Consider the following 24,835-nt stretch of genomic DNA (forward strand, 5'->3'; position numbering starts at 1 on the left):
GCAAGATGAACAAGCAGATTACCAATTTCGCCGATGCCCGCCCGACCGACGCTGTGGATACCGTCTTCGAGAGCTTTCCGCTGACGATCGCGCAGAAGCGCATCTGGTCGCTGGAGCAGATCGGCAATTACACGGTCTTTCCCGACCAGATCATCGGCTTGCGGCTGGGTGCCGCAATCGACGTCGAGACGATTGCCGGAGCCTGCCGTGCGCTCGTGGCTGAGAACCCGTCGCTTGCCACCCGCTTCCGTCGGCTGGCGGGCGGCCGCATCGAGCAGTATCGCGGCGCATCGAACGCCGTGCCGATGGAAATTCTCGGCAAGGAAGGAGCCGCTCTTTCCGAGGCTGAAGCCTTGGCCGCGCGAAAAGCCTTTCGCGACAGACGCTTCGATCTGCTGGACGGGCCGGGGGCGCGCATTCAGATCATCCTGCTTGCCGATGGGCAATCAATGCTGACGATCGTGCTGCATCCGATCGTCTCAGACGACCGCGAAAAATCCGTGCTTGCCGCTTCGCTGGCGCGCATCCTCGACGGCGCGCCGGCCGGCGACGTGCAGCCGGCGGAAGTTTCGACCGGAACGCGGGAGGAAGAATGGCTGGAGACGGATGAGGCGCGGGAAGCGTTTGCCTATTGGTGCGAGACGATCGGTCTCGACTATGCGGCCTCGGCCTTTCCCACCCGTTTCAACAGCGGCGGGCTTGCGGGCGTGGCGCGCGCTGAGCATCGGTTTGCGATTGAGCCCAACCTCTGGGCCAAGCTCGAACGGCATGCACAGGGCAAGGGATACCAGATCGAGCGCGTGCTTCACGCCGCCTTCTGCGCGCTGCTGGCGCGCTACAGCGGCAACTATGCCTTGCTGACCGGGCTGCTGGTCGCGCGGCCCCGCACGGAACATTTCGCCAGCCGCGGCCGCGCCGAACAGGTCCTTCCCCTCGTCCTGCCGCTCGCCTCCCGGCATTCCCTCGACCACGTTGTTGCGACCATCTCCAAGGTGACGGAGGAAGGGCTTCTCCGGCTCGTGCCGTTGGAGCGCATCACGCAGGAATTGGTGGTCGACGAAGCGGCCGCCCAGGAAGCCGTGGTCAAGGCGCTGTTCGAATTCCGCGAGCCCTATCCCGTGCCGAGAGATGCGAAAAATTTGGAACCGTCAGGCGCGCGCGCCGACAGCGAGCTTTCCCTGGTGGTCGAGGCGCGTCTGGAAGGCGGCGCATTCGGGCTGATCGACTATGCCCAGGATCTTTACGACGGTGCCGTGATCGCCCGTGTCGCCAAGCATTTCCGCCTGGTGCTCGAACAGATCGTCGCGCAGCCGGATCTCCGGATCAAGGATATCGAACTCGTCGGCAGCGAAGAGCTCGACTGGTTGTCCGCCCCCTACGAGGATGATGTCGTCAACGACGATCGGCCGGTGCACGAACTGATCTCAACCCATTCGCGCCGGACGCCTGAAAAGACCGCGATCGTCTATGGTGACGAGGAGTGGAGCCATGGCTGGCTGGAGGCGAGCACCAATCGCCTCGGGCATCGGCTGCGGCAGTTCGGCGTTCGCGCCGAGGTGACGGTCGCGATCTTCATCAAGCGTTCGCCGGAGGCGATCGTCGGCATTCTCGCCACGCTGAAGGCAGGCGGCGCTTATATCCCGGTCGAGCCCGACCATCCGCCGGTCCGCAACCATCACATCCTGCGAGACGGCGGCGTCAAGATCGTCCTGACCCACAGCTGGCTGCGCCATCGCCTGCCGGACGAACTCGATGCGATTATCCTCGAACTCGACAAGCTTGATCTCGAAGGCGAGCCGGAGACGCCGCTCTACGTTCCCACGCATAAGGATCAGCTCGCCTATGTCATGTACACCTCGGGATCGACCGGATTGCCGAAGGGTGTGGCCGTCGAGCACGGCCCACTGACGCATCATTTGCAGAATACCTCGCGTGTCTACGGCATGAGCTCGGAGTCCCGCGAACTGCCATTCCTGCCCTTCAGCTCGGACGGCGGCCATGAGCGCTGGATGAACCCGCTGATGGAAGGCGGCAGCATCATTCTTCCCGACCAGCCGCTCTGGACACCGGAAGAGACGCTGACGGCGATGCGCAAGCATGGCGCCAACAATGCGAGCATCCCGACAACCTATTTGCAGCAGCTGGTGGAATGGGCCGACATTATCGACGGCGCGCCGCCGATGCGGCTTTACTCCTTCGGCGGCGAAGGGCTGGCGCAATCGACCTTCGATCTCCTGTCGCGGGCGTTGAAATCGGAATGGCTGATCAACGGCTACGGTCCGACGGAAACCATCATGACGCCGATGGTCTGGAAGGTGAGGGCCGGCACCAAGTTCCAGGGCGTCTACGCCCCGCTCGGCCGCGCCGTTGGGCTCCGGCGCGTCTATGTGCTCGACCCCGACCTCAATCCGTGCCCGATCGGCGTGACCGGCGAGCTTTATATCGGTGGTGAGGGCATTGCGCGCGGCTATCTCGGCAAGCCGGATACGACGGCGGACCGCTTCATCCCCGATCCGTTTTCGATAGAGGGCGGCCGGCTTTACCGCTCCGGCGACCTGACGCGCTGGCGCGAGGACGGAACCGTCGAATTCGTCGGCCGCGTCGACCATCAGGTGAAGTTGCGTGGATACCGCATCGAGCTCGGCGAGATCGAAGCGGCGCTGCTGCAGCAGCCCGGCGTCGGCGAAGCCCTGGTCGTGCTGCGTGATCACGATGCCGGCGGCGAAAAGGCCCTCGTTGCTTATGTCGTTCCCAAAAAGGACGAGAGGCTTGATGTCGAGACGGTCCGCGCCGGCCTCGAACGCAGTCTGCCATCCTACATGGTGCCGGCGGCCGTGGTCGAACTGGAAAAGATGCCGACCAATCCGAACAGCAAGCTCGACCGCTTCGCGCTGCCCGCACCCCAGCCGGTCAAGCGTGCCATCGTCGAGCCGGCGACCGCGCTCGAAGAAGAGGTGCTGGATGTCTGGCGCCAGGTTCTCAAGCTGGAAGCGATCAGCGTCGAGGATAATTTCTTCGCGATCGGCGGCAATTCGCTGGGCGCGATCCGCATCCTCACGCAGCTGCGGCGGCGACGGCCGAAAATCCCGCTCACCGTCGCAGATATCTTCAACAACCCGACCATCCGCGCCTTTGCCGGCGTGATGGAACAGGGGGAGGAGCGAGATCTCTCCGAGGTGATCGTGCTGCGCGCTTCAGGGGCCAAGCCGCGGCTCTATTGCTTCCCGGGGCTTCTCGTCAGCACCCGCGAATATGTGAAACTCGTCGATTATCTCGGCGCCGACCAGCCGGCGACTGGCTTCATTTGCCACTCGCTGTCCGAGAAGAAGGAAGTCGGCGCGCCCGTTGAAGAGATCATAGAGAGCTATGTCGATTACATCAGAACGCATAGTAAAGGTGCGCCCTGCTACTTTCTCGGCTGGTCCTGGGGCGGGCTTCTGGCCTATGAGGCTGCCCGCACTCTCGCCAACGAGGTCGACGTCCGGATGATGGCGATGGTCGATGTCTGCGATCTCGGATCGGAATTCGCGATTGGCGCCAAACCGCGCTTCCGGCCGGGCGAGCGTGATGCGCTGCATCGCGACGTGCAGGCATGGCTGCAAAAGACGGCGATGCGCCCGGAATGGGACCGGCTGCTGTCGACGATGGACGCCGATACCTACGAGCAGTTCCTGCGCTTCGTCGGCGACGAGAAGGACCCGCTGCCGACCGATGGGCCTGATATCAGTAGCCGCGAACATACGTTCTGGGTGCTGATCGACAATGCTCTGATCTTCCGCAAGCATCGGCTCGTTCCCCATGACGTGCCGATCTATCCCTGGGCAGCCGACGACAGCCTCAATCGCGGCCTGAACCTGATCGATTGGCGCCGCCTGTCGCCGAGGGCGCACGCGGCCGAGATCATTACCGGCACCAACCACCTGCACATGATCGGGTCACCCGCCTTCCACTCAAGGCTTGCCCTGCGTCTCAAGGAAACAGAGAAGGATAACGCATGACCGTCGCTTTTACCCGCAGGGATGCCCTGAATGAGCCGCTCGATCTTGCCGGCATCGGCATCGGTCCTTCCAATCTGAGCCTTGCCTGCCTGCTCGAATCCGTGCCCGACGTCCGCAGCCGCTTCTTCGAGCGGCGCGGCGCCTTCGACTGGCATCCCGGCATGATGATGCCCGGCGTCGAGCTGCAATCGTCCTTCCTCAAGGACCTCGTCACCCCGGTCCTGCCGACCAGCCGCTGGTCATTCATCTCCTATCTGGTCGCCCATAAGCGGCTCTACGCCTTCCTGAACGCCAATTATGAGGCCGTCCCCCGGCAGGAATTCGCGCGTTATCTCGCCTGGGTCGCCAAGGGCGTGGAAGGTCTGCGGTTCTCCGCCGAGATCCGCGACGTCGAGCACCGCGACGACCGCTTCGTCCTGCGCTTCGACAACGGCCAAGAAGAAGCGCGCAACCTGGTGATCGGCACCGGGTCTTCGCCCTTCGTGCCTGACTGGGCAAAACCCTTCCTGGGTGCGGATTGCTTCCACAATAGCGAGGCCAAATCGCGCCTCATCGATCTCGGCGCTTCCCGCATTGTCGTGGTCGGCGGCGGCCAGAGCGGCGGCGAGGTGGTGGAAGCGCTGCTTGGGGACCCTGGCTCGATGACGGAACTGACCTGGATCAGCCGGCGCCATAATTTCGAGCCCATCAACGATACGCCGTTTTCGAACCAGGTCTTCTCGCCGGAATATGTGCAGGCCTATCTGAAGCTCAGCAGCGAGCAGAAGCAGGCGGCGCTGAAGAACTCGATCCTGACCAGTGACGGCTTGTCGATTTCGACGATCCACTCGATCTACCGCCGCCTCTATGCGCTGCGTTACCTTGAGCAGAGCACGCTGAATGCATCTTTGTCGCCGAACCGCGATGTGATCCAGATGGAGCGGAACGGCAATGCCTATCGGCTCATCGTCCGCAACCATTTCGATGGCGGGATCGAGGTGCTGCATGCCGATGCGGTGGTGCTGGCAACCGGCTACAGGTTCCGTTTGCCGGATGCGCTCGGATCGCTAAGCGAAAGGATCAGCCTCGACAGAAACGGCTATCCCACCCTGAACGACGACTACACGATGCAGTGGACAGGCCCGAGGACCAACCGCCTGTTTGCGCAGAACGCCGGCCGATACTCGCACGGCATTGCCGACTCGCAGCTCAGCCTCATGGCGTGGCGTAGCGCCAAGATCGTCAACACCCTTCTCGGCCGGCAGCATTTCGATGCCGAGCCTGACAATGCCCAACTGGTCTGGGCGACGGAGGCAGCTTCTGCCATGTCGCATCAGCTCCGGGCCGGCCATTCGGACGGCATGCTGTCATCCTGAAACGTCAGGACATGAATGCTGGGGGCGCGAAATTGTGAGTGGACGGCCAGCGCGGCGACGTGCTGGCTGCCGCTCTCGATCAGGCGGTGATGCCATTGCCGGTCCGGTGCGCCGCTCTGAACCAGGTCGGGGATGCCGTCCTGCCAGGAAAAGGCGACGCTGCGGGGATCTTCACGCAAGCCTACCCCGAGTGCCTTGAGATGGCTCTCCTTGAGCGCCCAAAGGGCAACGGCTGCACGCGATCGTTCGCCCGGAGGCAGTTGATCGAGCCACTGCCGTTCGTCCAGGCTGCAATAGCTCTCCAACGCCGCCGCTTCGATTTCGGCGTCGGCGCGTTCGCAGTCGATCCCGACGCGCCTGCATTCTGAAGTGACGGCGACGGCCACCAGCCCGTCGGCATTGGAAAGGCTGAAGTGCAGCCCGTCGTGACCCTCGGCCCTCAGCCTGCCGTACGCATCCGCCTGCAACAGCAGCTTGTCAGGCTGCGTCTTGGTATGCGCGCTCAGCACTTGCCGCAGCAGACAGCGGCCGGCGATGAACGAGGTCCGGTCGCGCTCGAAGCGATAGGTCGCGGCGCGCTTCCGCTCATTCGGTGAAAGCCACTGCATCCAGCGCTTCTCGCCGCTGTCGTTCTTCGGATATTTCCAGAGCACGACATCGATGGCGGCCGGTTGATTTTCTGATTGCTGCATCAGGCCAGTATGCGTAACGCGGCCCGATTGGCAATCTCCGCGGGATTTACTCCGCGGCTTCGATGAAGCGGTGGCGTTCGTAAAGGAATTTGAGCACGGCCTCGCGGCATTTGAGATATGTCCGGTCGGAGGCGAGCTCGATGCGGTTGCGGGGGCGGGGCATGGTGACGTCGAGCACTTCGCCGATGCGGGCCGCCGGGCCGTTGGTCATCATCACGATGCGGTCGGAGAGCAGCACCGCTTCATCGACATCATGGGTGATCATCACCATCGTGTTGCCGAGCCGGCTATGGATCTCCATCACCGCATCCTGAAGATGGGCGCGGGTCAATGCGTCGAGTGCCCCGAACGGCTCGTCGAGCAGCAGGATCTTCGGCTCCATTGAAAGCGCGCGGGCAATGCCGACGCGCTGCTTCATGCCGCCGGATATCTCCGCGGGCCGCTTGTCCCTGGCATGGGCCATCTGCACGAGGTCGAGATTGGCCATCACCCAGTCATGTCGCTCGGCCTTGGTCTTCGTTCGGCTGAAGACCTTGGAGACGGCGAGATTCACGTTCTCATAGACCGTCAGCCAGGGCAGGAGCGAATGGTTCTGAAAAACGACGGCGCGTTCCGGGCCCGGCTCGTTGACCTCTTGATTTTCCAGAAGCACGGCGCCTGCCGAAACCGGGGTCAGGCCGGCAATGAGATTGAGCAGGGTGGACTTGCCGCAACCGGAATGGCCGATGATCGAGACGAATTCGCCCTGTGAAATCGTCAGGTTGATGTCCTTCAGGACTTCGGCGCGCACGCCGCCGCGATCGAAATGCTTGTCGATATGATCGAGCTTGAGATAGGCGTTCATCGATATGGTCCTCAGTTGGCCATGGCGCCGCGGGTGACGAGTTTGCCGAGCGCGGCCACCAGCTTGTCGAGAGCAAAACCGACGATGCCGATATAGGCGAGCGCGACGATGATGTCGGGAAGGCGCGAGGAGTTCCACGCATCCCAGATGAAGAAGCCGATGCCGACGCCGCCGGTCAGCATTTCGGCCGCGACGATGGCGAGCCAGGAAAGGCCGACGCCGATCCTGAGGCCGGTGAAGATGTAAGGGGCCGCCGACGGCAGCATGATCTTCCAGAAGAATTCGAGCTGGTTGAGCCGCAGCACCTTGGCGACGTTGCGATAGTCCTGCGGAATATTGCGGACGCCGACGGCGGTGTTGATGATGACAGGCCAGATCGAGGTGATGAAGATGACGAAGATCGCCGAAGGGCTGGAATCCTGGAATGCGGCGAGCGACAGCGGCAGCCAAGCGAGCGGCGGCACCGTGCGCAGCACCTGGAAGATCGGATCGAGGCCGCGCATGGCCCAGACCGATTGACCGATGATCGCCCCGATGATGACGCCGGTGACTGCGGCAAGGCCGAAGCCATAAGCCACGCGCTGCAGCGAGACCAGCACCCGCCAGCCGAGCCCGATATCCTGGGAGCCGTAGTTGAAGAACGGATAGGCGATGAGGTCGTAGCTATCCCGCCAGACTTGGTGCGGCGAAGGCAGAGAGGCGTCCGCCGATGAACAGAGCGCCTGCCAGAGGAGGAGGACGAGAGCCAGCACGACGGCCGGCGGAACGACATTGTGAAGTGCGGTCAGCGCCGCGCGGCGAAAATCGATCCGCGATGCTTGCTTGCCGGAGAATGACAGAACCTTCGCCGCCGGCTTTGCAGAGGCGACGATCGAGGGATTTTCTTTATTTGCCAGGGCGGACATCAGCGCGCTCCTCACGGGAATGGAAGGCCGGCGCGCCGGTCGCGCGCCGGAGGCGGGATCAGGAGACGGCCTTGATCGAAAGGCTCTCCAGGTAGGCGGAGGGATTTTCAGGGTCGAAGACCTTGCCGTCGAAGAAGGTTTCCTTGCCCCGGGACGACGATGCGGGAATGTCGGCAGCAGCGATGCCGAGATCCTTGGCAGCCTCGCGCCAGATATCCTCGCGGTTCACCTGGTTGACCAGCGCCTTCACATCGGTCGTCGCCGGCAGGTTTCCCCAACGGATGTTTTCCGTCATGAACCAGGCATCGTGGCTCTTGAACGGGTAGGAGGCGCCGTCCTTCCAAAACTTCATGTAGAGATCGGTCGCCTTGACCTCGCGGCCATTGCCATAATTGATATCGCCCTTCAGGCGGCCGAGCACATCCTTGGTCGGAACGTTGAACCATTGACGCTTGCCGAGAATCTCCGCCATCTCCGCCTTGTTGTCCATGCTGTCGCACCATTGCTGCGCTTCCATGACGGCCATCAGCAGGGCCTTGGCGGCATTCGGGTTCTTTTCGATCCATTCGGCGCGGAGCCCCAGCGCCTTTTCGGGATGGCCCTTCCAGAGCTCGCCGGTGGTGGCTGCCGTGAAGCCGATGCCCTGGTTGACGAGTTGCTCGTTCCAAGGCTCGCCCACACAGAAAACGTCCATGTTGCCGACCTTCATGTTGGCCACCATCTGCGGCGGCGGCACGACGATGGTCGAAACGTCCTTGTTCGGGTCGATGCCGCCGGCGGCAAGCCAGTAGCGGATCCAGAGGTCGTGGGTGCCGCCCGGGAAGGTCATGGCGGCCTTGATCTCCTTGCCTTCGGTCTTCTTCTTTTCGAAGGCTGCCTTCAGCTTCGAGGCATCGAGCTGGACGCCGGTTTCGGCATATTCCTTGGCGACGGAGATGCCCTGGCTGTCGAGATTGAGCCGGGCAAGGACTGCCATCGGCACCGGCTTGTTGTTCTGCGTCACCTTGCCGGTGTGCATGAGATAGGGGAGCGGCGAGAGGATGTGAGCGCCGTCGATACCGTTGGCTGCGCCGCCCAACACGAGATTGTCTCTCGTCGCACCCCAGGACGCCTGTTTGGCGACATCCGTTTCCGGAAGTCCATATTTTTCGAACAGGCCTTTTTCCTTGGCGATAATCAGCGGCGCGGAATCCGTGAGCGCGATGAAGCCGAGCTTGATGCCGTTCACTTCAGGGCCTGCCCCGGCCGCAAAGGCGCCGGAGGGAAAGGCGGTCTTGACGGCGCCGATGAGGGCGGCCGCTGCAGTCGTCTTGAGCATGCTCCGGCGGGTGATGCCGGTTGCCGATATCGCAGTCGTCGAAATCTTCTTCATCTGCAGGTTCCCCTCTGCTTGGTGAATTCGGACGCAAAAAAACGCCGCCGGAATGCGTCCACGGGATGAGTGCATCCCGGATGGCAATCCTTGCGACGTCGATGTCTAACGCAAGCGCTTATGTCGCGCCCATCTGCAGCGGTCGCCGTTGACCGATGCACATTGAAGGCCTGCAATTGGTGTGCCAAGTCCAAAGCGACGGCAGTAACTTCATGAGCTGAAAGGCAAAAATAGGTCAGTTCCAGCTTGCTTATTTCCTGGGCAGTCTGAATATGTGATTAGTATTTGTGCTGTTACCAGGGCGGTGGCATTCGCAAGAGCGTTATATTTGTGCATCGCACTGGCCGTTTATCGGCTGACTGATTGGCCAACAGGGTTTTTGGCCTTCGTTCGATTAGCACTCTTTAAGATATTCAATGCGACACTCGGGCGAACGTAACAGCGAGATTGCCTTGAGCAGCAAACGATCCAGAACGAATGTCGAACTTGAAAATCTGCTTCGCCAGCTTGGCTTGGCTCTTGAGGCATCCAGGATTGGCATCTGGCAACACAATATCGCAAAAAATCAGACGCGCTGGGACGAGCAGCTCAAGCTGATCTATGGCGTTCCGAAAGCGCCGCTTGATGTTATCTGGCTGGACAGCGTCCACCCCGATGATCTGGCGGCGACCAATGAAATATTTCTGCGGGCGATCGAAACCAGATCGGATTACGCATCGGAATTTCGCATTGTTCGACCAGACGGAGCGATCCGCTATCTGCGTTCGCGCGCTCGCTATTTCGTCGATGTGGCCGGCGACCCCTGCTTTGTCGGCGCCGAATGGGATGTGACCGACGACGTCCTGCTCAACAAGGAACTGGAGAGGAGCCGCGCGGAAGCTCGGTTCGCGGCCGATCACGATCACCTCACCGGTCTCTTGAACCGGCGTAGTTTCGATTTCGCCCTGTCCGAGCTTGCCAGGCAGGAGGGCGTCAAGGTTGCGCTTCTCCATATAGACGTGGACCATTTCAAGGAGATCAATGATCGCTTCGGGCATGCGGTCGGCGACCTCGTTCTGTGTCATGTCAGCGAGATTCTTCTGGAGGCCATTTCCGCAGATGACGTCGCAGCGCGCCTCGGCGGCGATGAGTTCGCAGTCATCGTCACTGAAGACGAGCCCGACAGGACGAGGGCGGTGCTCGATCATATTCAGCGACGCCTGGAAAGCCCGCTTCCTGGTGTCGACCAGGCACTCAGCGTGCAGTGTTCCATTGGCGTTGCCAGCGCCATGAGCGGAGACTTTGCCAAGCTGCTCTCCCAGTCGGACCTGGCTTTGTACCACGCCAAGCGGAATGGCCGGAATCGCGCCGAGATTTTTACCGACGAGATGGCTTCGAGGCTGGCGAACGAAAGGCAGCTCGTCCAGGATCTGCGATCCGGATTGGCGCTCGGCCAGATCCGTCCATTTTACCAGGTGCAGGTCGACGCCAGGTCTTTCCGGGTAAACGGCGTCGAAGCTCTGGCGAGATGGCACCATCCGACGAGAGGAATTCTCGCTCCGGCGCATTTCCTGCCTCTCGCCTCGTCGAACGGATTGGTCGCAGAGCTTGACGATGTCATCCTGAGAGCCGTCCTATTGGATATGAGATCCTCGGCCTCGCTGCTCGAGCGCGTTCGGCTGTCGATCAACCTCTCCGCCGAGCGTCTCGATGATCCCGAGTTGACAACGAAACTCGGCGGCTATGACATCCCGCCCGGCCGATTGAGCTTCGAGCTGATAGAGACGATATTCCTGGACAGCCTGAGCGATCGGGTGCGCCAGAACATCCAGGCCATCAAGTCCTTCGGTATCGACATTGAGATCGACGATCTCGGATCGGGGCATGCCTCCTTGCTGGGCCTGCTCGAGCTCAGACCGGACCGCGTCAAGATCGATCGCCAGCTTGTGATGCCGATCCTGCAATCCGTTCCCAGCCGCCGGCTTGTCAGTTCGCTGGTCGACATAGCGCGCGCGCTTGACATGGAGGTGATTGCGGAAGGCGTGGAAACCTTCGAGCATGCCAAAGTGCTCGCCGATCTTGGCGTCCACACTCTCCAGGGTTATGCTTTTGGACGGCCGCAGTCGTTTGCCGAACTGGCAGGGCGATTGGCGCAGGAAGCATTGGAGTTCGGGCAAGCCAACTCTATCCGGTTAGCCTGACAGAGCCTCGAAGTGATCAGTGACTCCGTTGGAGTGATCGGCCCGACACCGCAACTGCTTCAGGGAAGCAATTCGAGGATCAGTGTCGTCTACGCGTCTGGAGACGCGGGCTGCAAGACTGGAGAGCGATTCAGGCCGACGCCTGCTCATCGCTTATTTTTGGTGCGCGTCGCCAGGACATTGCGGATCGAGAAGCTGGAGTGAATCCTGAGGACGCCTGGCAAGGCCGACAATATTTCCTTGTGGATCCGTTCGAACTCGCCGGCATTGGCGACTTCCACGCGCAACAGATAGTCGGATCCACCCGTCATCAGGAAACATTCGCGGATTTCCGGATGGCGGCGGACGGCCGCCTCAAAACGGTCGAGATAGTCCTCCGTCTGCCGTTCGAGAGTGATGTTGATGATGACGGCAATCATCGCATCCGCATTGCTCGTATCGAGAAGCGCCGTATAGCCGCGGATCACGCCCGTCTTTTCCATGATCTTGATGCGTCTGAGGCAAGCAGACGGCGACAGGCCGACCTCGACGGCAAGCTTGGCATTGCTCATCCGGGCGTCGAGGCGCAGGAGCCTGAGGATGTTGCGATCTGTGGTGTCAAGGGCGGGCATGATCGATTATTCCAAATTTTCACCGATCATGCGCATAAGATGCAATGGATGCAATGATCAATGACAAATTGACCTGCAATATCGCTTATTCTTTCATACACTGCAGGGAAACAAGAGGGTGAACATGGACAGCGATATTTTGGTTTCGCATGCACATACTGCCGCGACCATGCAGGGGGCTACAGGCTACCTGACGGTCGATCTTGCTGCGCTCGGCCGCAATTATCGCAAGCTGGTGTCGATGCTGGCGCCGGTTCGTGCGGGCGCCGTCGTCAAGGCCGATGCCTATGGACTCGGCGCGGAACGGGTGGCGAAAACGCTCTACGGCAAAGATTGCCGGCATTTCTTCGTTGCTCAATTCGTCGAGGCGGCGAGGCTCCGGCCGGTGCTTGCGCAGGACGCCCAGATTTTCGTGCTGAACGGCTTGCAGCCGGGTAATGAAATTGCCTGCGCCGAAATGAATATTGTCCCTGTTCTGAATTCGCTTGCCCAGTGGCAGCAATGGTCGGCGGCGGCGCGCGCGCTGAAGCGCTGCCTGCCGGCCGTCCTGCAATTCGACACCGGCATGTCGCGGCTGGGCTTTCCCCCGGAGGAAAGGGCGGAGCTGGCGACAGCCCTTCGCAATGGCACCAATATCGAAGTCCTGTTCATCATGAGCCATCTGGCTTCGGCCGATGAGACCGATGGCGAGCAGAATGGCGACCAGCTGGCAGAGATGTCCTGCATCGCCGACGAATTTCCAGGCTTCGACATCTCCTTCGCCAATTCCGGCGGCGTCTTCCTCGGCGAAGCCTATCATGGCGTGCTCGCCCGGCCGGGCATCGCGCTTTATGGCGGCGCTGCGAGCGCCGGCGCGCCGAACCTGATGGAGCCGGTCGTCAGCCTCGATGTCGCCGTCGTGCAGACGCGGACCGTATCACCGGGCACGAAGGTTGGTTACGGCGGCGCGCATGTCGCGCAACGGGAAATGTGTCTTGCCACCATTGCCGCCGGCTATGCCGACGGCCTGCCGCGCTGCCTCAGCGACCGCGGCGCCGTCTATTACAAGGGCACGCGCCTGCCGATCGTCGGCCGCGTTTCGATGGACAGCATCACGGTGGATATATCGGCGCTGCCCGAAGGCGCGCTGACGCTCGGCAGTCTTGTCGAGGTGCTCGGGCAGCATCAGACGCTTGAGGATATTGCGCGCGATGCCGACACCATATCTTATGAAATCCTGACCGGTCTCGGCGATCGGTATCACAGGCAATATCGCTGAGAGCCGGCTGGCTTCATTCTTGGGGACATCATGAAAGTCATCGTTCTGGGTGCCGGCATCGTCGGCGTCACATCCGCCTATCAGCTGGCCAAGGCAGGCCATGAGGTTACCGTCGTCGACCGGCAATCGGGGCCGGCGCTGGAGACGAGCTTTGCCAATGCCGGCGAAGTCTCCTTCGGCTATTGCTCGCCATGGGCGGCACCCGGCATTCCGATGAAGGCAATGAAATGGCTGTTCATGAAACATGCGCCGCTCATCCTGCGGCCGAAATTGGACATGGCCATGCTCTCATGGATGGCGAGGATGCTGTCGAACTGCAGCTCCGAGCGCTACGCGATCAACAAAAGCCGCATGCTGCGCCTTGCCGATTACAGCCGCATTGCGCTCGCCGAGCTTCGCGCAGAAACCGGCATCACCTATGACGAACGCATGCAGGGAACCCTGCAGCTGTTCCGCACGCAGCAGCAGCTCGATGCTTCGGCCAAGGACGTCAAGGCGCTGGCCGCCGACGGCATTCCCTATGAACTGCTGGACCGCGACGGCTGCATTCGCGTCGAACCGGCGCTCAGGCACGTACGCGACAAGATCGTCGGCGGGCTGCTGACGCCCAAGGACGAAACCGGCGACTGCTTCAAGTTCACCAATGCGCTCGCCGCCAAAGCCGAGGCGCTCGGTGTGCGTTTCGCCTATGGGACGACGATCAAGGCGCTGGATGTCGAGGGAGGCCGCGTGCGCGGGATTGTCACCGCTCCCGATCCCGTTCGGGACCGCGAGCGGATCAGTGCCGAGGCTGTGGTGGTCGCGCTGGGCAGTTACTCGCCGCTGCTGCTGAAGCCCTCTGGTATCCGCCTGCCGGTCTATCCGGTCAAAGGCTACTCGCTCACCATCCCGATTAACGATGCGTCACGCGCGCCGGAATCGACCGTGATGGACGAAACCTACAAGATCGCGATCACTCGGCTCGGCGACCGCATCCGCGTCGGCGGCATGGCCGAAATATCAGGCTATACCAATGATCTCGGTCTCGCTCGCCGCAGCACGCTCGAACATTCCGTCACCGACCTTTTCCCCGGCGGTGATGTTTCCAGGGCTTCCTTCTGGTCCGGCCTCCGCCCGATGACGCCGGACGGCACGCCGGTCATCGGCCCGACCAAGGTCGCCGGCCTGTTCCTCAATACCGGTCACGGCACGCTCGGCTGGACCATGAGCACCGGTTCGGCCCGGCTGATCGGCGATCTCGTCAGCAACCGTTCGCCCGAAATCGACGCCAAGGACCTGGCAATCAGCCGATACGGCTGACGCGAAATGGACGACAGGAGGAATGAACGATATGGTACAAATTGCCTGTCACTCGCGGGCATCACCGTAGGAGGTCACGAATGTCCGTTAGCCCCGATCGGCATGCACCAGGCAGCGTGGTCCAATCGTCGGCCGTATCGAATGTGTCGTTTCGGGCAACGGTGCAGAACGGAACCGACGCGGATGAGCTCGCGGAAGCACTGTCGACGCCGACATCCACAATAAGGGTCTCGACCGAAGGCACGATGCCCATCGCGTATCGCTGCAATTTCATCTCGATGGAAGATGTAAGCGTGGCCGATTGCTCTTATGAAGGCTCGATTTCCAGCAGGCGAGACGGGGTCGCTGATAGATTGGCTGTGTTCCTGCCGACGCAGGGGATGATGTTGTTCGGCGGCAAGCGGGAGCCGATATATTCGCTACCCGGTCGCGGGGTGATCCTGGAACAGGGCGCCGTCAAGGGAACAAGGATCATCGGCCCCCGCCGTCATTTCTGCCTTTTCATCGATCGCGCCAAGATCGCCGCGCAGCTCACCCATATGTGCGAGCGGACGATCAGCGGCGATATCGGCTTCCATACCGACATCGATCTGACGGCCGGTCCGGGATTCCTCCTGCAGCAGCTCGTCTCGAACCTCCACAGCGGTCTCACTGGCAACGGCTTGCTGCAGCGCTCACCACTGGCCGTAAAATCGCTCTGCGATGCGGCGGTTTACCTGCTTCTGGAGACATGTCCCCATCACTATTCGGAGGAGTTGGCGCGTGCCGCTCCGCTCCCGGCCCCGCGCCATGTGAAATGGGCCATGGATTTCATGCAGGAACACATCGCCGAACCGATCTCCCTCAGCGAAATCGCCGTGGCGGCCAAGGTAAGCGTTCGGACTTTGCAGCAGGGCTTCCGTCAGTTCAGGAACACCACTCCAATCGCCTATCTGCATGAAATCAGAATGATTGCCGCCCATCGCGAGCTGCTGGAATCAGACGGAACCCAGGCCATCGCCGAAATCGCGCTGAGATGGGGGTTCACCCATCTCGGGCGATTTGCAGCCGACTACAGGAAGCGCTTCGGCCAGTTGCCGTCGCAGACCGCAAAGCGCTAGGGCGCCGACGCGCTAACCACGGCCGGGATTCATCCCGCGCGACGGCAAGCGCTTCCTCGGTCAAGCCAGGGTCGTTCGCCAGAGGGACGAATTCCCTGGTGTAGAGGACCTCTGTGCCCTCGGCGATTATCCGCATCGGCCTTTCGATCGTCTCGCTGATCTCGGAGCGGAAGCTGCGGGCATCGCCGAGAATGCGGGCGACGCCGGGAAGCGCATTGCGCGTTCCGTCGGTGATCAGTTCGGTAACCGAGACGACGCCGATATCGGCCGGGTCGAGTCGCCTGGAGACGATGGTCTGCAGGTTGGTCACCACCAGCCGGCCATTTGAACAAGCGCGTTCAGCCATCGCCTCTCGATGCCTTCGATCGCAAGATTCTCGCCGTTCTCCAGCGGGACAATATGACCCCGCAGCGCACGACCGGCGATGCGGTGAACCTGTCCGCGCCCGCCGTTCAGCGCCGGATCAAGCGGATGCGGGAGGAAGGGGTGATCCGGGCGGACGTCTCGGTTGTCGCGCCGGAGGCAGTCGGGCAGTCCATCACGATCTTCGTCGAGGTGGAGGTGATCAGCGAAACCGCCGATCAGATCGAGCGGGCGGCGAAGACGGAGTTCGCAGCCGCGCCCGAGATCCAGCAATGCTATTACGTCACCGGCGAAGCCGATTTCATTCTTGTCATCGTCGTGCTGTCGATGGCCGATTACGAGGCGCTCACCCGGCGGCTCTTCTTCGGCAACAACAACGTCAAGCGCTTCCGCACCTTTGTTGCGATGGACCGGGTCGAAGTCGGGCTTGGCGTGCCCCTGGAGTAAGCCGATGCGGTGGCCGGTTCGCCACCGCATCGGCAGGAAGCGGTGGGATTATGCCGCGCGCTTCAGTGCATCGCCGATCGTCGAGACGATCGTGTCGATCTGGTCTTTCTCGACGATCAGCGGTGGAGAAAGCGCGATGATATCGCCGGTCACACGGATCAGCAGGCCCTTCTTGAAGCAATCGACGAAGACGTCGTAGGCGCGGGTTCCCGGTGCCCCGTCACGCGGAGCGAGTTCCACTGCGCCGACCAGTCCGAGATTGCGGATGTCGACGACACTGGGCAGGCCCTTCAGCGAATGGAGAGCGTCCTGCCAATATTCGGCCAAGTCGGATGCACGCGTCAGCAGCCCTTCTTCCTCGTAGATTTCGAGGGTTGCGAGTCCCGCGGCGCAAGCGACCGGATGGCCGGAATAGGTATAGCCGTGGAAGAGTTCGATCGCATTGTCAGGTCCGATCATCAGCCCGTCATGGACTTTACGGCTGGCAAAGACCGCGCCCATCGGGATCGCGCCGTTGGTCAGGCCCTTTGCCGTGGTGACCAGGTCAGGCACGACGCCGAAGTAATCCACCGCGAAAGGCGTGCCGAGACGGCCGAAGCCGGTGATGACCTCGTCGAAGATCAGCAGGATGCCGTGCTTGTCGGCGGTCGCGCGCAGCTTCTCCAGATAACCCTTCGGCGGCAGGATAACGCCTGCCGATCCCGCCATCGGCTCGACGATGACAGCGGCGATGGTTTCGGCACCGTGCAACTGCACCAGGCGTTCGAGATCGTCGGCCAGTTCCACGCCATGGGCGGGAAGCCCCTTCGAAAACGCGTTGCGCTCGACGTCGAGCGTGTGGCGCATGTGGTCGGCCGGTATCTGCGGGAAGACCCGCCGATTATTGACGAGACCGCCAACGGAAATGCCGCCGAAGCCGACGCCGTGATAGCCCTTCTCGCGACCGATGATGCGCGTGCGTGTGCCCTGGCCGATCGCGCGCTGATAGGCGATGGCGATCTTCAGAGCCGTATCGACCGATTCCGAGCCCGAGCCGGTGAAAAAGACCCGGTCGAGATTGGCGTCTGCCCCGCCCGGCGCGGTTGCCGCGAGCTTCGCGGCGAAATCGAAGGCGATCGGATGCCCCATCTGGAAGGTCGGGGCATAGTCGAGGGTGGCAAGCTGCCGCTCGACCGCCTGGGCGATCTTCTTGCGGCCGTGGCCGGCGTTGCAGCACCAGAGCCCGGCCGTGCCGTCCAGCACCCGGTTTCCATCGACGTCGGTGTAATACATTCCTTCCGCAGTGGCCAAAAGCCGTGGCGTGGCCTTGAACTGCCGGTTCGCCGTGAATGGCATCCAGAAATTTTCGAGTACGGGCGCGTTCGTCTTGTTCAGCTGATCCATTCTGGCCTCCTTGGGATGGACCGAGAATGATGATTTCTCCTTTACGAACAAGTCCTTTTCTGTGCCCGCGCAAGCTGTTGAAATATATTGGTTCATCTGACATATTTTAGCTATTCTGGACAACGCAAACGGACCGCATCATGTCAGTCGACATCGGCAGCCGCCTTCGCCATCTCCGCATCGCCCACAAGCTTTCCCAGCGTGAGCTCGCCAAACGCACCGGTGTGCCGAACTCGACGATCTCGCTGATCGAATCGAACGCCTCCAATCCCTCGGTTGGAGCCCTGAAGCGAATTCTCGACGGCATCCCGATCGGGCTGGCGGAATTCTTCGCCTTCGAACCCGAACGTCCAAAAAAGGCTTTCTACGCGGCCGAGGAACTGGTGGAGATCGGCAAGGGTGCCATTTCCTACAAGCAGGTTGGCGAAACCTTGTTCGGGCGCAGCCTGCAGATGCTCAAGGAGTGCTACCAGCCGGGCGCCGACACCGGAAAAATTCCTCTTGTCCACGAGGGAGAGGAGGGCGGGATCGTGCTCTCGGGAAGGCTCGAGGTCACGGTCGACGACGAACGGCGCGTGCTGGGGCCTGGTGACGCTTACTATTTCGAAAGCCGGCGCCCACACCGGTTCCGCTGCATCGGGCCGGTGGCCTGCGAAGTCATCAGCGCCTGCACGCCGCCTACTTTTTAGTTTCTGCCCTCGATGCGAGCGAGCACGCCGTCGAGCGCTTCGGTCAGCGCCGCGATGCCGCCCTTTTTCTCGAAGTCGGACAGAACCTGCTCGTTCAGCCCGCCCCTGGTTGCGAATTCGCGGCTCAGTGTGCTGAAGGGCTCAGCGCCCGGGCCGCTCGCCTTTTGCGCCAGGCTTGCGAAGAGCGGGGCAATGTAGGCGTGGCCTTTCGCCCTTTCGAGGCCGCTCCTTTCCAGCCAGCCGGCAACCGTTTCCATGATCCCAAAATAGGTCGACATCATCGAACTTGCGGCTGCGAGTAGATCGTATTGCTTCCTCGACTGGCATTGGACGGCGGCACCGAGCGTGTCGAACAGCGCTGCGACCGTATTATCAGGCGGGTAGATGGCGGTCACGCCTTGGCGAGCTGCGACGAAGGGCAGGGGGATCGCCTGCACGAGATGCACGTCGGCGCCGATCCAGTCGATGAGAGCCTGGCGCTCCGTCGCCGCGACGACGCTGACGACTGTCTGCCCGGCCCTGAACGACAGTTCCCGCACGACCTCCTCGGCGATCTGCGGTCGTATCGCCAGGAACACCGTGTCGCTGCGATCGACGACGTCCTGGTTGTCCTTGGCGATCCTCACGGCGGCGAATTCGCCTGCCAGCGTTTCCGCAATGTGGGCGCTTCGCGGAGAGACGTGAATCTGCGAGGCATAGGCCGGCTCAGCGAGGAGCCCGCGAACCATCGCCTCGGTGATGACGCCGGTTCCGACGAATCCGATGCTGTTGACCTGGTAATGTCCTTCGAGCCCGTTCCGCGAATTCGCTTCATTTTCGGTTCTTTGAGACACTTAAGTCCCTTTCTCTCGACCTGGTATCCATTGCGCCAGAAAAACAGCTTGCAGGCAAATTTAATTTTTTCACGTGATCTTGTCGACGCTGCCCCCGACCGGCGGATGGAACCAGCGCATCGCCCAAGAAAGGACGGCCCGATTAAAGGTGGCAGACGATGACGATCCCTACCCTGAAGGCTCTGCTCAAGAGGATATCTGGGATTGAATAGCACGACGTATAGTCGCGAGATCCGCTTTCGTTTCGGGTGTCATTTGTTTACAAGCGGAAGCTGTAAAGATTCGGCCGAACGGAGGCATCGCTCTTGCATATCCTGCGTCGCGCGCTGTTGGGGTCCCTATGGGCCATGGTTGGCTGGAAACCTTCTTTCGCTATCGACACCAGTCCGGAGACAATCGCCCAGGAGGAGGCGTCGTCGGTGACACCCCGGCATGTCCTCTGTTTTCTCGGGAGAGATCGCGACCTCAGCCGCTTGTCCGAAGCGGCGGCCAAAGCGATCCGTGATTTCGCCACCGGCTTCAGCGTCGATGAGGATTATTCGCAGGCGGAGCCGGATGACCGAATGAGCCGGTCATTCGATGTCTGCTGGGATCGGGTCGAACCCGATGCCTGGAACGAGACGGACGAGAAAGCCGTCGCCGATCATCAATCCGTCCTCTATGTCCTCGGGCCGAGCATGACGCAGGCAGACACCATCAAGGTGTCGATGACGGCTCTGCGTCTCGTCGAGCAGCTGATTGACGCGGGAGCGGTTGCCGTCAAGGGCGAAAGCGCCGGTATCGCACATGGGCTCGATCGATGGAGAGTACTGATCGGCCAAGGCGCCGAAGCGCAGAAAGCCGGCGATCCGCTCGCCCAGCAGCGCGTCGGCCGCCTGGCCTTTGCCAAGAGGCCGCTCTCGGCGCGCGGTTATCTGGAAAGCGTCGGCTTCCATCTCGTGGGGCTGCCGGAGGTCTATGTGCCGGAGACGGTCGGTAGCGAAAGGCAGGTCGTTGCCATCATGGATGCAGTTGCCGGGGAGATCGGCAAGCAGGGTCTCGATGCGACGCTCAAGGCACGGGGCGCAAGCCTCTCCTTCGATTCCACCTATGACGTGGATGAGTTCAAGTTCAATCCCTACGGCATCGTCAAGCTCGCCGGGTGAGCCGGCTCGATCTCGCGGTTATCGGCCTGCGACAGGGCGAAGCGCTGGATCGCCGTTGCAGTGACGCGCTCATATGAAAGTCATTCAATCGTTCTGCTGTTCCAATGTCTTGACAAGCTCTCCATAATGGCGCGCTGATCCCGCATTCTTCTCGGCCCCAAATTTGGCGCTGACCAGCCGCGCCGCCTCGGCCGCGATACGAAAGGCGTCTATCCTATCCTGCGGATCGGGATCGGCTTGCCCGCCGATGTCGCCATGAAAACGGCCGGCCCTGTATCCATCGGCGAGATCGATGCCCCCGACCTCGGGAATCCCGTCCTTCATCTTGCCTAAGAAGGCAGGTCAAGCCGGCGAGCAATGCATCATTGTCGACGTGACGGCAAGCGACCGGGAATCTCATAATCCACCGATCACGAACATACAGTCTAGTTGTAACTGATCGTGTCGCTGACTCTCGGGCGATTGAAGAAATGGTGGTCGAAGCTGTAGCCGTTCTGCCCGGTGAAGTTCGAGAAAAATGCCGATACCGGTGTCGTCAAGGTGTATTGCACCCGCGTCAGCACCACCTGGACGCCTGTCTCCTGGATCTTCGCCGGTATGTCGATCGCGCTTGCCATCCCGGAAGCAAGCGACGCGGTGTTGAACGCGGCGGACCAGTTGACCGTCGCTTTGCCGCTGTTGTCGACGTCATTGACCGTGACCGTGATTGTCAGCCCGGTGGTCTCATAGGGCTGCAGGATGAAGCTCGCGCCGGAAAGAAGCTTGGTGACGTCGGTCTTCGTCCAGGTGCTCTGCTGCGCGATCATGTCGCCTGTGCTGGAGGCGATCTCGTCTATTTTGCGGCTGACGGTGAGGGCATGGCCGAGATCGACGGTGCCGAACAGCAGCACGATCAGGATCGGCAGCACCAATGCGAATTCCACGCCCGAAGCGGCCGTGCGGTCGCATGCGAGGCGGCCGGTGCAGGATCGGGCGAGACCGAGAAGGATGAGGTTCCGTTTCGTGATCATGTCAGAAAGGTTCATTGCGAAACAGAGCGGAGGATCCGAGGAGATAGCGGCCGTCCGAAAGCTTGGCGCTCGACAGGCTGAAGAAGTTGACGGTGGCCTCCCAGGGCAGGAATGCCTGCACGAGGATGTAGTCGCTGCCCTTGCCGATATCATAGGTCTGGGTGACGGCGAGATTTCCGCTGTCGTCGATCGGATCGGCGCGGGTGGCGGAGGACAGGTCGGAAAGCACGCTGACCTTGACGACGAGGCCGCTCGAGCAACTGAAGGACAGAAGCATGTCGTCGCAAATCTTGCTCTTGAAAGTGGCCAGTGTGATCTTCGATGACGCCACCTCGCCGGTGCGGATCATCCGGGAGATTTTATGAACGGAAGCGTCCAGCGAGGAGTTGACGAAGAACATCAGCGACACTTCGATAATGCCGAAGATCATGATGAAGAGCGGCAGGGCCAGGATCGCAAATTCGATCGCAGCCACCCCCTTGCGATCGCCGAGCAGGCGGCGAAGCAATGCAAAGCGGTTTCTTGCGGTCATTGGGTCAGCCGGACGGAAGAGAGATATTGAGTGAAGAGCGTCGACAGGCCCGCCGTGATCTCCGTCGACGATGATGCCGATATGAACAGGCTCTTCGACGATGCGCAGTCGGCAAGCGCGTAGGGAATATAATCGCGTCTCGTAATGCTGGTCGACACGCCGCTGTCCATGGTGCCGCCCCAGGTGTTCTTCCAGTTGGCGCTCGCCATGGTCGAGCCGACGGTTGCGTTATAGCCCCAGTCCGAAGTGAGCGGCAGGTATTCGGTATAGAGCACGGCCATCGTATTGGATTGGTTCTTCAGATAGCCGCACCAGTCGGGATTAAGAGGCGCCACCTTGTTCCAGTAGGATCCGGAGATCGCCTTCCCGCTCTTCCAGACCACTCCGTTGGTCACCCATTCGCGTTTGGACTGGACACCGTCCGTCAGCAGCAGAACCAGTTTGAGCGGAGAGCTCGAGGAGGTTCCGTCCCCTCCGGCGCCGACTTTCTGTTTGAGCGTCGATAGCGAAACGTCGAAATAAGTGGCGGCCTTCGAGGTCGCGCTGGTGAGGCCGTAGCTGGCGTCCGCGAGGCGGGTCCGCGCCGTATCCGTGCTCAGCGTCGGTGCCAGAACCTCTGAAAGCGTATCCCCGAGGCTGTAAAGCCCGACCTTGATACGTTCATGATTCTCGTCGGATTCGTCGATCATGTCGAGCACTTCGCGTACGGCGTCGCCGGCGACATCGGCGCGCAGCTTTATTCCCTTTTCCTTGCTGTAGTCATAGTTGGTGGCGTATGTCTTTTTGCCGATAGTGTGCGCATCACCCGTGTGGCAGGCAAACTGGCATCCGATACCGGAATACATGGTCGACTGGCCGGACGTCGTCGCCGCCAGCAGCATCGACGGCGATGTGTCGATGACGATATAGACATTGAGATAGGACGTGGCGGGGCCCTTGACGGCGCTTGCCACGCTGACGGGAACGGTCTCGATGTTGGCGATCTTCATGAATGTCGTCGGAACGGTGCCGCTCGCCGTCGCCGTGATGTTGTGGTTCACGGTATCGATGTCGATATCAGCAAGCGTGTAGCTGTTGTCCACCTGCGCATGGAACCAGTCGGCAACCTTCTCCTTGAGAGCGTCGGTATCCTCGGTGTTGTTGATCTGCTTGACCGCGGCGATCAGGGCCGCGTCGAGATCGCTCTGCATCCTCTGCCGGACATTGTAGCTGCGAATATAGTCGAAGCTCGCGCCGACGGCGATGAGCATCGGCACGAGGCTGAGCGCGACGACGATGGCGACGTTACCGCCTCTGTCCCTTTCGAGACTGCGGAGGGCGCTCGTAATTCGAGCAAGCGCATATGAAAGAGCCGACTTCAAAACACACCATGACGCAAGACAAAAAATAGCAAAAGCAAGATGTATCTGGAAAACTTGAGCGTTTGTTAATTTCTCCGTTCGCGATAGAAGATGCGTTGCCGGCTCGCTGTTTGCTGCGCTTATCGGATATGTTTGCGAATTGTGGATATCGCCGCGCTGTCGGCGCGCGGGGTGAGCCTTCTCGGCGCCGCTTCAGCAGGTCGCAGGCGTCTTTTGAGCTTCTGCGATGACATATTCCTGTTACAGCAGAGCCGTGCCCAAGGCGGAAATCATCGTGCTTCGGCGGCACCCTTCAGTTGGCGACTCCAGCCCCAACGAGAGGTGGCGTCGCGGGTAATCGCGCCCGTCACCTGCTGCGTCGAAGCAAACGCGTGCTGTTGTCGGAACTCACGATGTCTGACGAAGAACTGCGATGACGCGGTCGCCCATTGAGGCACAACGGGCGCCGTCGAAGGGGAACAGGGCCGCAAATGCGCCCGAGAGCTGTTTCTCGATCGACTGGCGCATCGCCTTCCGCGCCCGATGCAGCCTGGTCTTGGCGGTTTCGGGTTTGATGCCAAGATAGGATGCGGCCTCCTCCGTGCTCATGCCCTCGACATCCCGCAGCACGAAGATGGCGCGAAATTCGTCGGGAAGGTCGTCGACGGCCTGTTCGAGAAGATGCCGCGCCTGGCTTCGCGAAAGCTCGCTTTCCGGGTCGGTCGCGGAGAGCGAGGAGGGGAACTGGAGGACTTCGCCGCCCCCCGATGTCGTCTGCATGTCGATTTCCTCAAGCCCGGCGGTGTTCTTTCGGCTGCGCACGCGGCCCAGCGCCTCGTTGAGCGCAATCCGCGTCAGCCATGTCGAAAGCTCGGACTCGCCGCGGAATGTCGCGAGATTGGTGAAGGCCTTGACATAGGCGGCCTGCACGACCTCTTCGGCTTCCCAATCGCTGCGGATAATGGCGCGCGCCGTGCGGAACAGGCGCTGATTGTACCGCTGGACGATGACGCGGATGGCGGGTTCGTCGCCCTGCCTCGCAAGGGGCACGAGTTCGACATCGGGGAGCGCTGATATATTCTGCCGGCGTCGCGCGACCGGAACCGCAATGGCTGTCATGCAAATCTCCGCATTGCTTTGGATCGGAGCCCGGCCTTACGGCCGGACGTCCAGTTCGCCCGTCATGGCGGGATGAAAGCGGCAATAGAAATCGACCGCTCCCGCCCGGTTGACCGTCATCCGCGCCTCCGATTTCGGCGGCAGGTCGACATCGAAGCTCTTGTCGCGAGCCGTCGCTGTATGCCGGAATATATCATCGTTTCGCCAGACGATCACATCGCCGACATGCAGCTCGTTAGGCGGCACCCCGAATTTCATGCCCGCGATCGTGACCTGATATTCCGCCGCTGAGGCGACCCCGCTGCTTGCCCAGAGCTGCGCCAACAACAGCGGCAGCAGTTTCATCAGCGATCCCATCGC

Annotated in this window: 21 protein-coding genes and 2 pseudogenes; 9 read left to right on the top strand and 14 right to left on the bottom strand. The window is 61.3% G+C overall.

What is annotated here, in order from left to right; all coding sequences use genetic code 11:
- Nucleotides 1-5 precede the first annotated feature (5 nt).
- Entirely contained in the window at nucleotides 6-3,998 is a 3,993-nt protein-coding gene (locus HJC00_RS12595; RefSeq protein WP_221164106.1) for a non-ribosomal peptide synthetase, read from the top strand.
- A complete protein-coding gene (locus HJC00_RS12600; RefSeq protein ID WP_221164107.1) occupies nucleotides 3,995-5,353 on the top strand; it encodes a lysine N(6)-hydroxylase/L-ornithine N(5)-oxygenase family protein in 1,359 nt (452 codons plus the stop codon). The genes HJC00_RS12595 and HJC00_RS12600 overlap by 4 nt, the downstream gene beginning before the upstream one ends.
- On the opposite strand, the gene HJC00_RS12605 is transcribed toward HJC00_RS12600, so the two are convergent.
- Genes HJC00_RS12605 through HJC00_RS12620 form a run of 4 tightly spaced genes read right to left on the bottom strand, consistent with a single transcriptional unit; the run spans nucleotide 5,311 to nucleotide 9,166 of the window.
- Nucleotides 5,311-6,045: a 4'-phosphopantetheinyl transferase superfamily protein gene (locus HJC00_RS12605; RefSeq protein ID WP_221164108.1), complete on the bottom strand. Its 735-nt coding sequence runs from the start codon at nucleotides 6,043-6,045 to the stop codon at nucleotides 5,311-5,313. The genes HJC00_RS12600 and HJC00_RS12605 overlap by 43 nt on opposite strands.
- A 46-nt stretch (nucleotides 6,046-6,091) precedes the next feature.
- Nucleotides 6,092-6,889 (bottom strand): ABC transporter ATP-binding protein, encoded by a 798-nt coding sequence (locus tag HJC00_RS12610; RefSeq protein WP_085781813.1) that lies wholly within the window; start codon nucleotides 6,887-6,889, stop codon nucleotides 6,092-6,094.
- A gap of 11 nt (nucleotides 6,890-6,900) precedes the next feature.
- On the bottom strand, nucleotides 6,901-7,794 hold the full coding sequence (gene ntrB, locus HJC00_RS12615) for a nitrate ABC transporter permease (protein WP_221164109.1): 894 nt from the start codon (nucleotides 7,792-7,794) through the stop codon (nucleotides 6,901-6,903).
- 58 nt (nucleotides 7,795-7,852) lie between these two features.
- Nucleotides 7,853-9,166: a CmpA/NrtA family ABC transporter substrate-binding protein gene (locus HJC00_RS12620; protein WP_097601190.1), complete on the bottom strand. Its 1,314-nt coding sequence runs from the start codon at nucleotides 9,164-9,166 to the stop codon at nucleotides 7,853-7,855.
- A gap of 416 nt (nucleotides 9,167-9,582) precedes the next feature.
- Here HJC00_RS12620 and HJC00_RS12625 point away from each other — a divergent pair, with 416 nt between their 5' ends.
- Nucleotides 9,583-11,346, top strand: coding sequence for a bifunctional diguanylate cyclase/phosphodiesterase (locus tag HJC00_RS12625; protein ID WP_221156243.1), 1,764 nt, complete (start codon nucleotides 9,583-9,585; stop codon nucleotides 11,344-11,346).
- Between the two features lie 146 nt (nucleotides 11,347-11,492).
- On the opposite strand, the gene HJC00_RS12630 is transcribed toward HJC00_RS12625, so the two are convergent.
- The gene (locus tag HJC00_RS12630; protein ID WP_221156241.1) at nucleotides 11,493-11,957 is read right to left on the bottom strand and encodes an Lrp/AsnC family transcriptional regulator; all 465 of its coding nucleotides are present in this window, start codon (nucleotides 11,955-11,957) and stop codon (nucleotides 11,493-11,495) included.
- A 124-nt stretch (nucleotides 11,958-12,081) separates the two neighbouring features.
- Here HJC00_RS12630 and alr point away from each other — a divergent pair, with 124 nt between their 5' ends.
- The 3 genes from alr to HJC00_RS12645 all read left to right on the top strand — a co-directional run bounded on the left by alr (nucleotide 12,082) and on the right by HJC00_RS12645 (nucleotide 15,614).
- Nucleotides 12,082-13,215, top strand: a complete 1,134-nt coding sequence (gene alr, locus HJC00_RS12635; protein WP_221164110.1) for an alanine racemase — start codon at nucleotides 12,082-12,084, stop codon at nucleotides 13,213-13,215.
- 30 nt (nucleotides 13,216-13,245) lie between these two features.
- Entirely contained in the window at nucleotides 13,246-14,514 is a 1,269-nt protein-coding gene (locus HJC00_RS12640) for a D-amino acid dehydrogenase (RefSeq protein WP_221164111.1), read from the top strand.
- Between the two features lie 80 nt (nucleotides 14,515-14,594).
- Nucleotides 14,595-15,614, top strand: a complete 1,020-nt coding sequence (locus HJC00_RS12645; RefSeq protein ID WP_210632154.1) for an AraC family transcriptional regulator — start codon at nucleotides 14,595-14,597, stop codon at nucleotides 15,612-15,614.
- Between the two features lie 31 nt (nucleotides 15,615-15,645).
- On the opposite strand, the pseudogene HJC00_RS12650 reads toward HJC00_RS12645, so the two are convergent.
- A pseudogene (locus HJC00_RS12650) lies at nucleotides 15,646-15,927 on the bottom strand (amidohydrolase); the annotation flags it as partial.
- A gap of 11 nt (nucleotides 15,928-15,938) precedes the next feature.
- Here HJC00_RS12650 and HJC00_RS12655 point away from each other — a divergent pair.
- The gene (locus tag HJC00_RS12655; protein WP_221164112.1) at nucleotides 15,939-16,424 is read left to right on the top strand and encodes an Lrp/AsnC family transcriptional regulator; all 486 of its coding nucleotides are present in this window, start codon (nucleotides 15,939-15,941) and stop codon (nucleotides 16,422-16,424) included.
- A 48-nt stretch (nucleotides 16,425-16,472) separates the two neighbouring features.
- On the opposite strand, the gene HJC00_RS12660 is transcribed toward HJC00_RS12655, so the two are convergent.
- Nucleotides 16,473-17,807 (bottom strand): aspartate aminotransferase family protein, encoded by a 1,335-nt coding sequence (locus tag HJC00_RS12660; RefSeq protein WP_210632155.1) that lies wholly within the window; start codon nucleotides 17,805-17,807, stop codon nucleotides 16,473-16,475.
- A gap of 140 nt (nucleotides 17,808-17,947) precedes the next feature.
- Between HJC00_RS12660 and HJC00_RS12665 the strand changes: the two genes are divergently transcribed.
- The gene (locus HJC00_RS12665; protein WP_085781805.1) at nucleotides 17,948-18,496 is read left to right on the top strand and encodes a cupin domain-containing protein; all 549 of its coding nucleotides are present in this window, start codon (nucleotides 17,948-17,950) and stop codon (nucleotides 18,494-18,496) included.
- On the opposite strand, the gene HJC00_RS12670 is transcribed toward HJC00_RS12665, so the two are convergent.
- Nucleotides 18,493-19,329: a pyrroline-5-carboxylate reductase gene (locus HJC00_RS12670; RefSeq protein ID WP_311044174.1), complete on the bottom strand. Its 837-nt coding sequence runs from the start codon at nucleotides 19,327-19,329 to the stop codon at nucleotides 18,493-18,495. The two genes, HJC00_RS12665 and HJC00_RS12670, sit on opposite strands and share 4 nt — an antisense overlap.
- 305 nt (nucleotides 19,330-19,634) lie before the next feature.
- Here HJC00_RS12670 and HJC00_RS12675 point away from each other — a divergent pair, with 305 nt between their 5' ends.
- Nucleotides 19,635-20,474 carry a hypothetical protein gene (locus HJC00_RS12675; protein WP_221164113.1) on the top strand — a complete coding sequence of 280 codons (840 nt, stop codon included), beginning with the start codon at nucleotides 19,635-19,637 and terminating at the stop codon, nucleotides 20,472-20,474.
- An 84-nt stretch (nucleotides 20,475-20,558) separates the two neighbouring features.
- Here the strand turns inward: HJC00_RS12675 and HJC00_RS12680 are convergent.
- The 6 genes and pseudogenes from HJC00_RS12680 to HJC00_RS12705 all read right to left on the bottom strand — a co-directional run.
- A pseudogene (locus HJC00_RS12680) lies at nucleotides 20,559-20,816 on the bottom strand (hypothetical protein); the annotation flags it as partial.
- Nucleotides 20,817-20,899: 83 nt separating this feature from the next.
- Nucleotides 20,900-21,484: a TadE/TadG family type IV pilus assembly protein gene (locus tag HJC00_RS12685; protein WP_210632158.1), complete on the bottom strand. Its 585-nt coding sequence runs from the start codon at nucleotides 21,482-21,484 to the stop codon at nucleotides 20,900-20,902.
- 1 nt (nucleotide 21,485) lies between these two features.
- Nucleotides 21,486-22,016, bottom strand: a complete 531-nt coding sequence (locus tag HJC00_RS12690; RefSeq protein ID WP_210632159.1) for a TadE/TadG family type IV pilus assembly protein — start codon at nucleotides 22,014-22,016, stop codon at nucleotides 21,486-21,488.
- The gene (locus HJC00_RS12695) at nucleotides 22,013-23,377 is read right to left on the bottom strand and encodes a TadE/TadG family type IV pilus assembly protein (RefSeq protein WP_210632160.1); all 1,365 of its coding nucleotides are present in this window, start codon (nucleotides 23,375-23,377) and stop codon (nucleotides 22,013-22,015) included. Before HJC00_RS12695 ends, HJC00_RS12690 begins: the two co-directional genes overlap by 4 nt.
- A gap of 387 nt (nucleotides 23,378-23,764) precedes the next feature.
- Nucleotides 23,765-24,475, bottom strand: coding sequence for an RNA polymerase sigma factor (locus HJC00_RS12700; protein WP_210632161.1), 711 nt, complete (start codon nucleotides 24,473-24,475; stop codon nucleotides 23,765-23,767).
- 36 nt (nucleotides 24,476-24,511) lie between these two features.
- Nucleotides 24,512-24,832: a cupredoxin family copper-binding protein gene (locus tag HJC00_RS12705; protein ID WP_210632162.1), complete on the bottom strand. Its 321-nt coding sequence runs from the start codon at nucleotides 24,830-24,832 to the stop codon at nucleotides 24,512-24,514.
- Between the last annotated feature and the right edge of the window lie 3 nt (nucleotides 24,833-24,835).

This window comes from Rhizobium sp. NLR22b, assembly GCF_019685295.1.
In the GTDB taxonomy this organism is placed as follows: Bacteria; Pseudomonadota; Alphaproteobacteria; order Rhizobiales; family Rhizobiaceae; genus Rhizobium.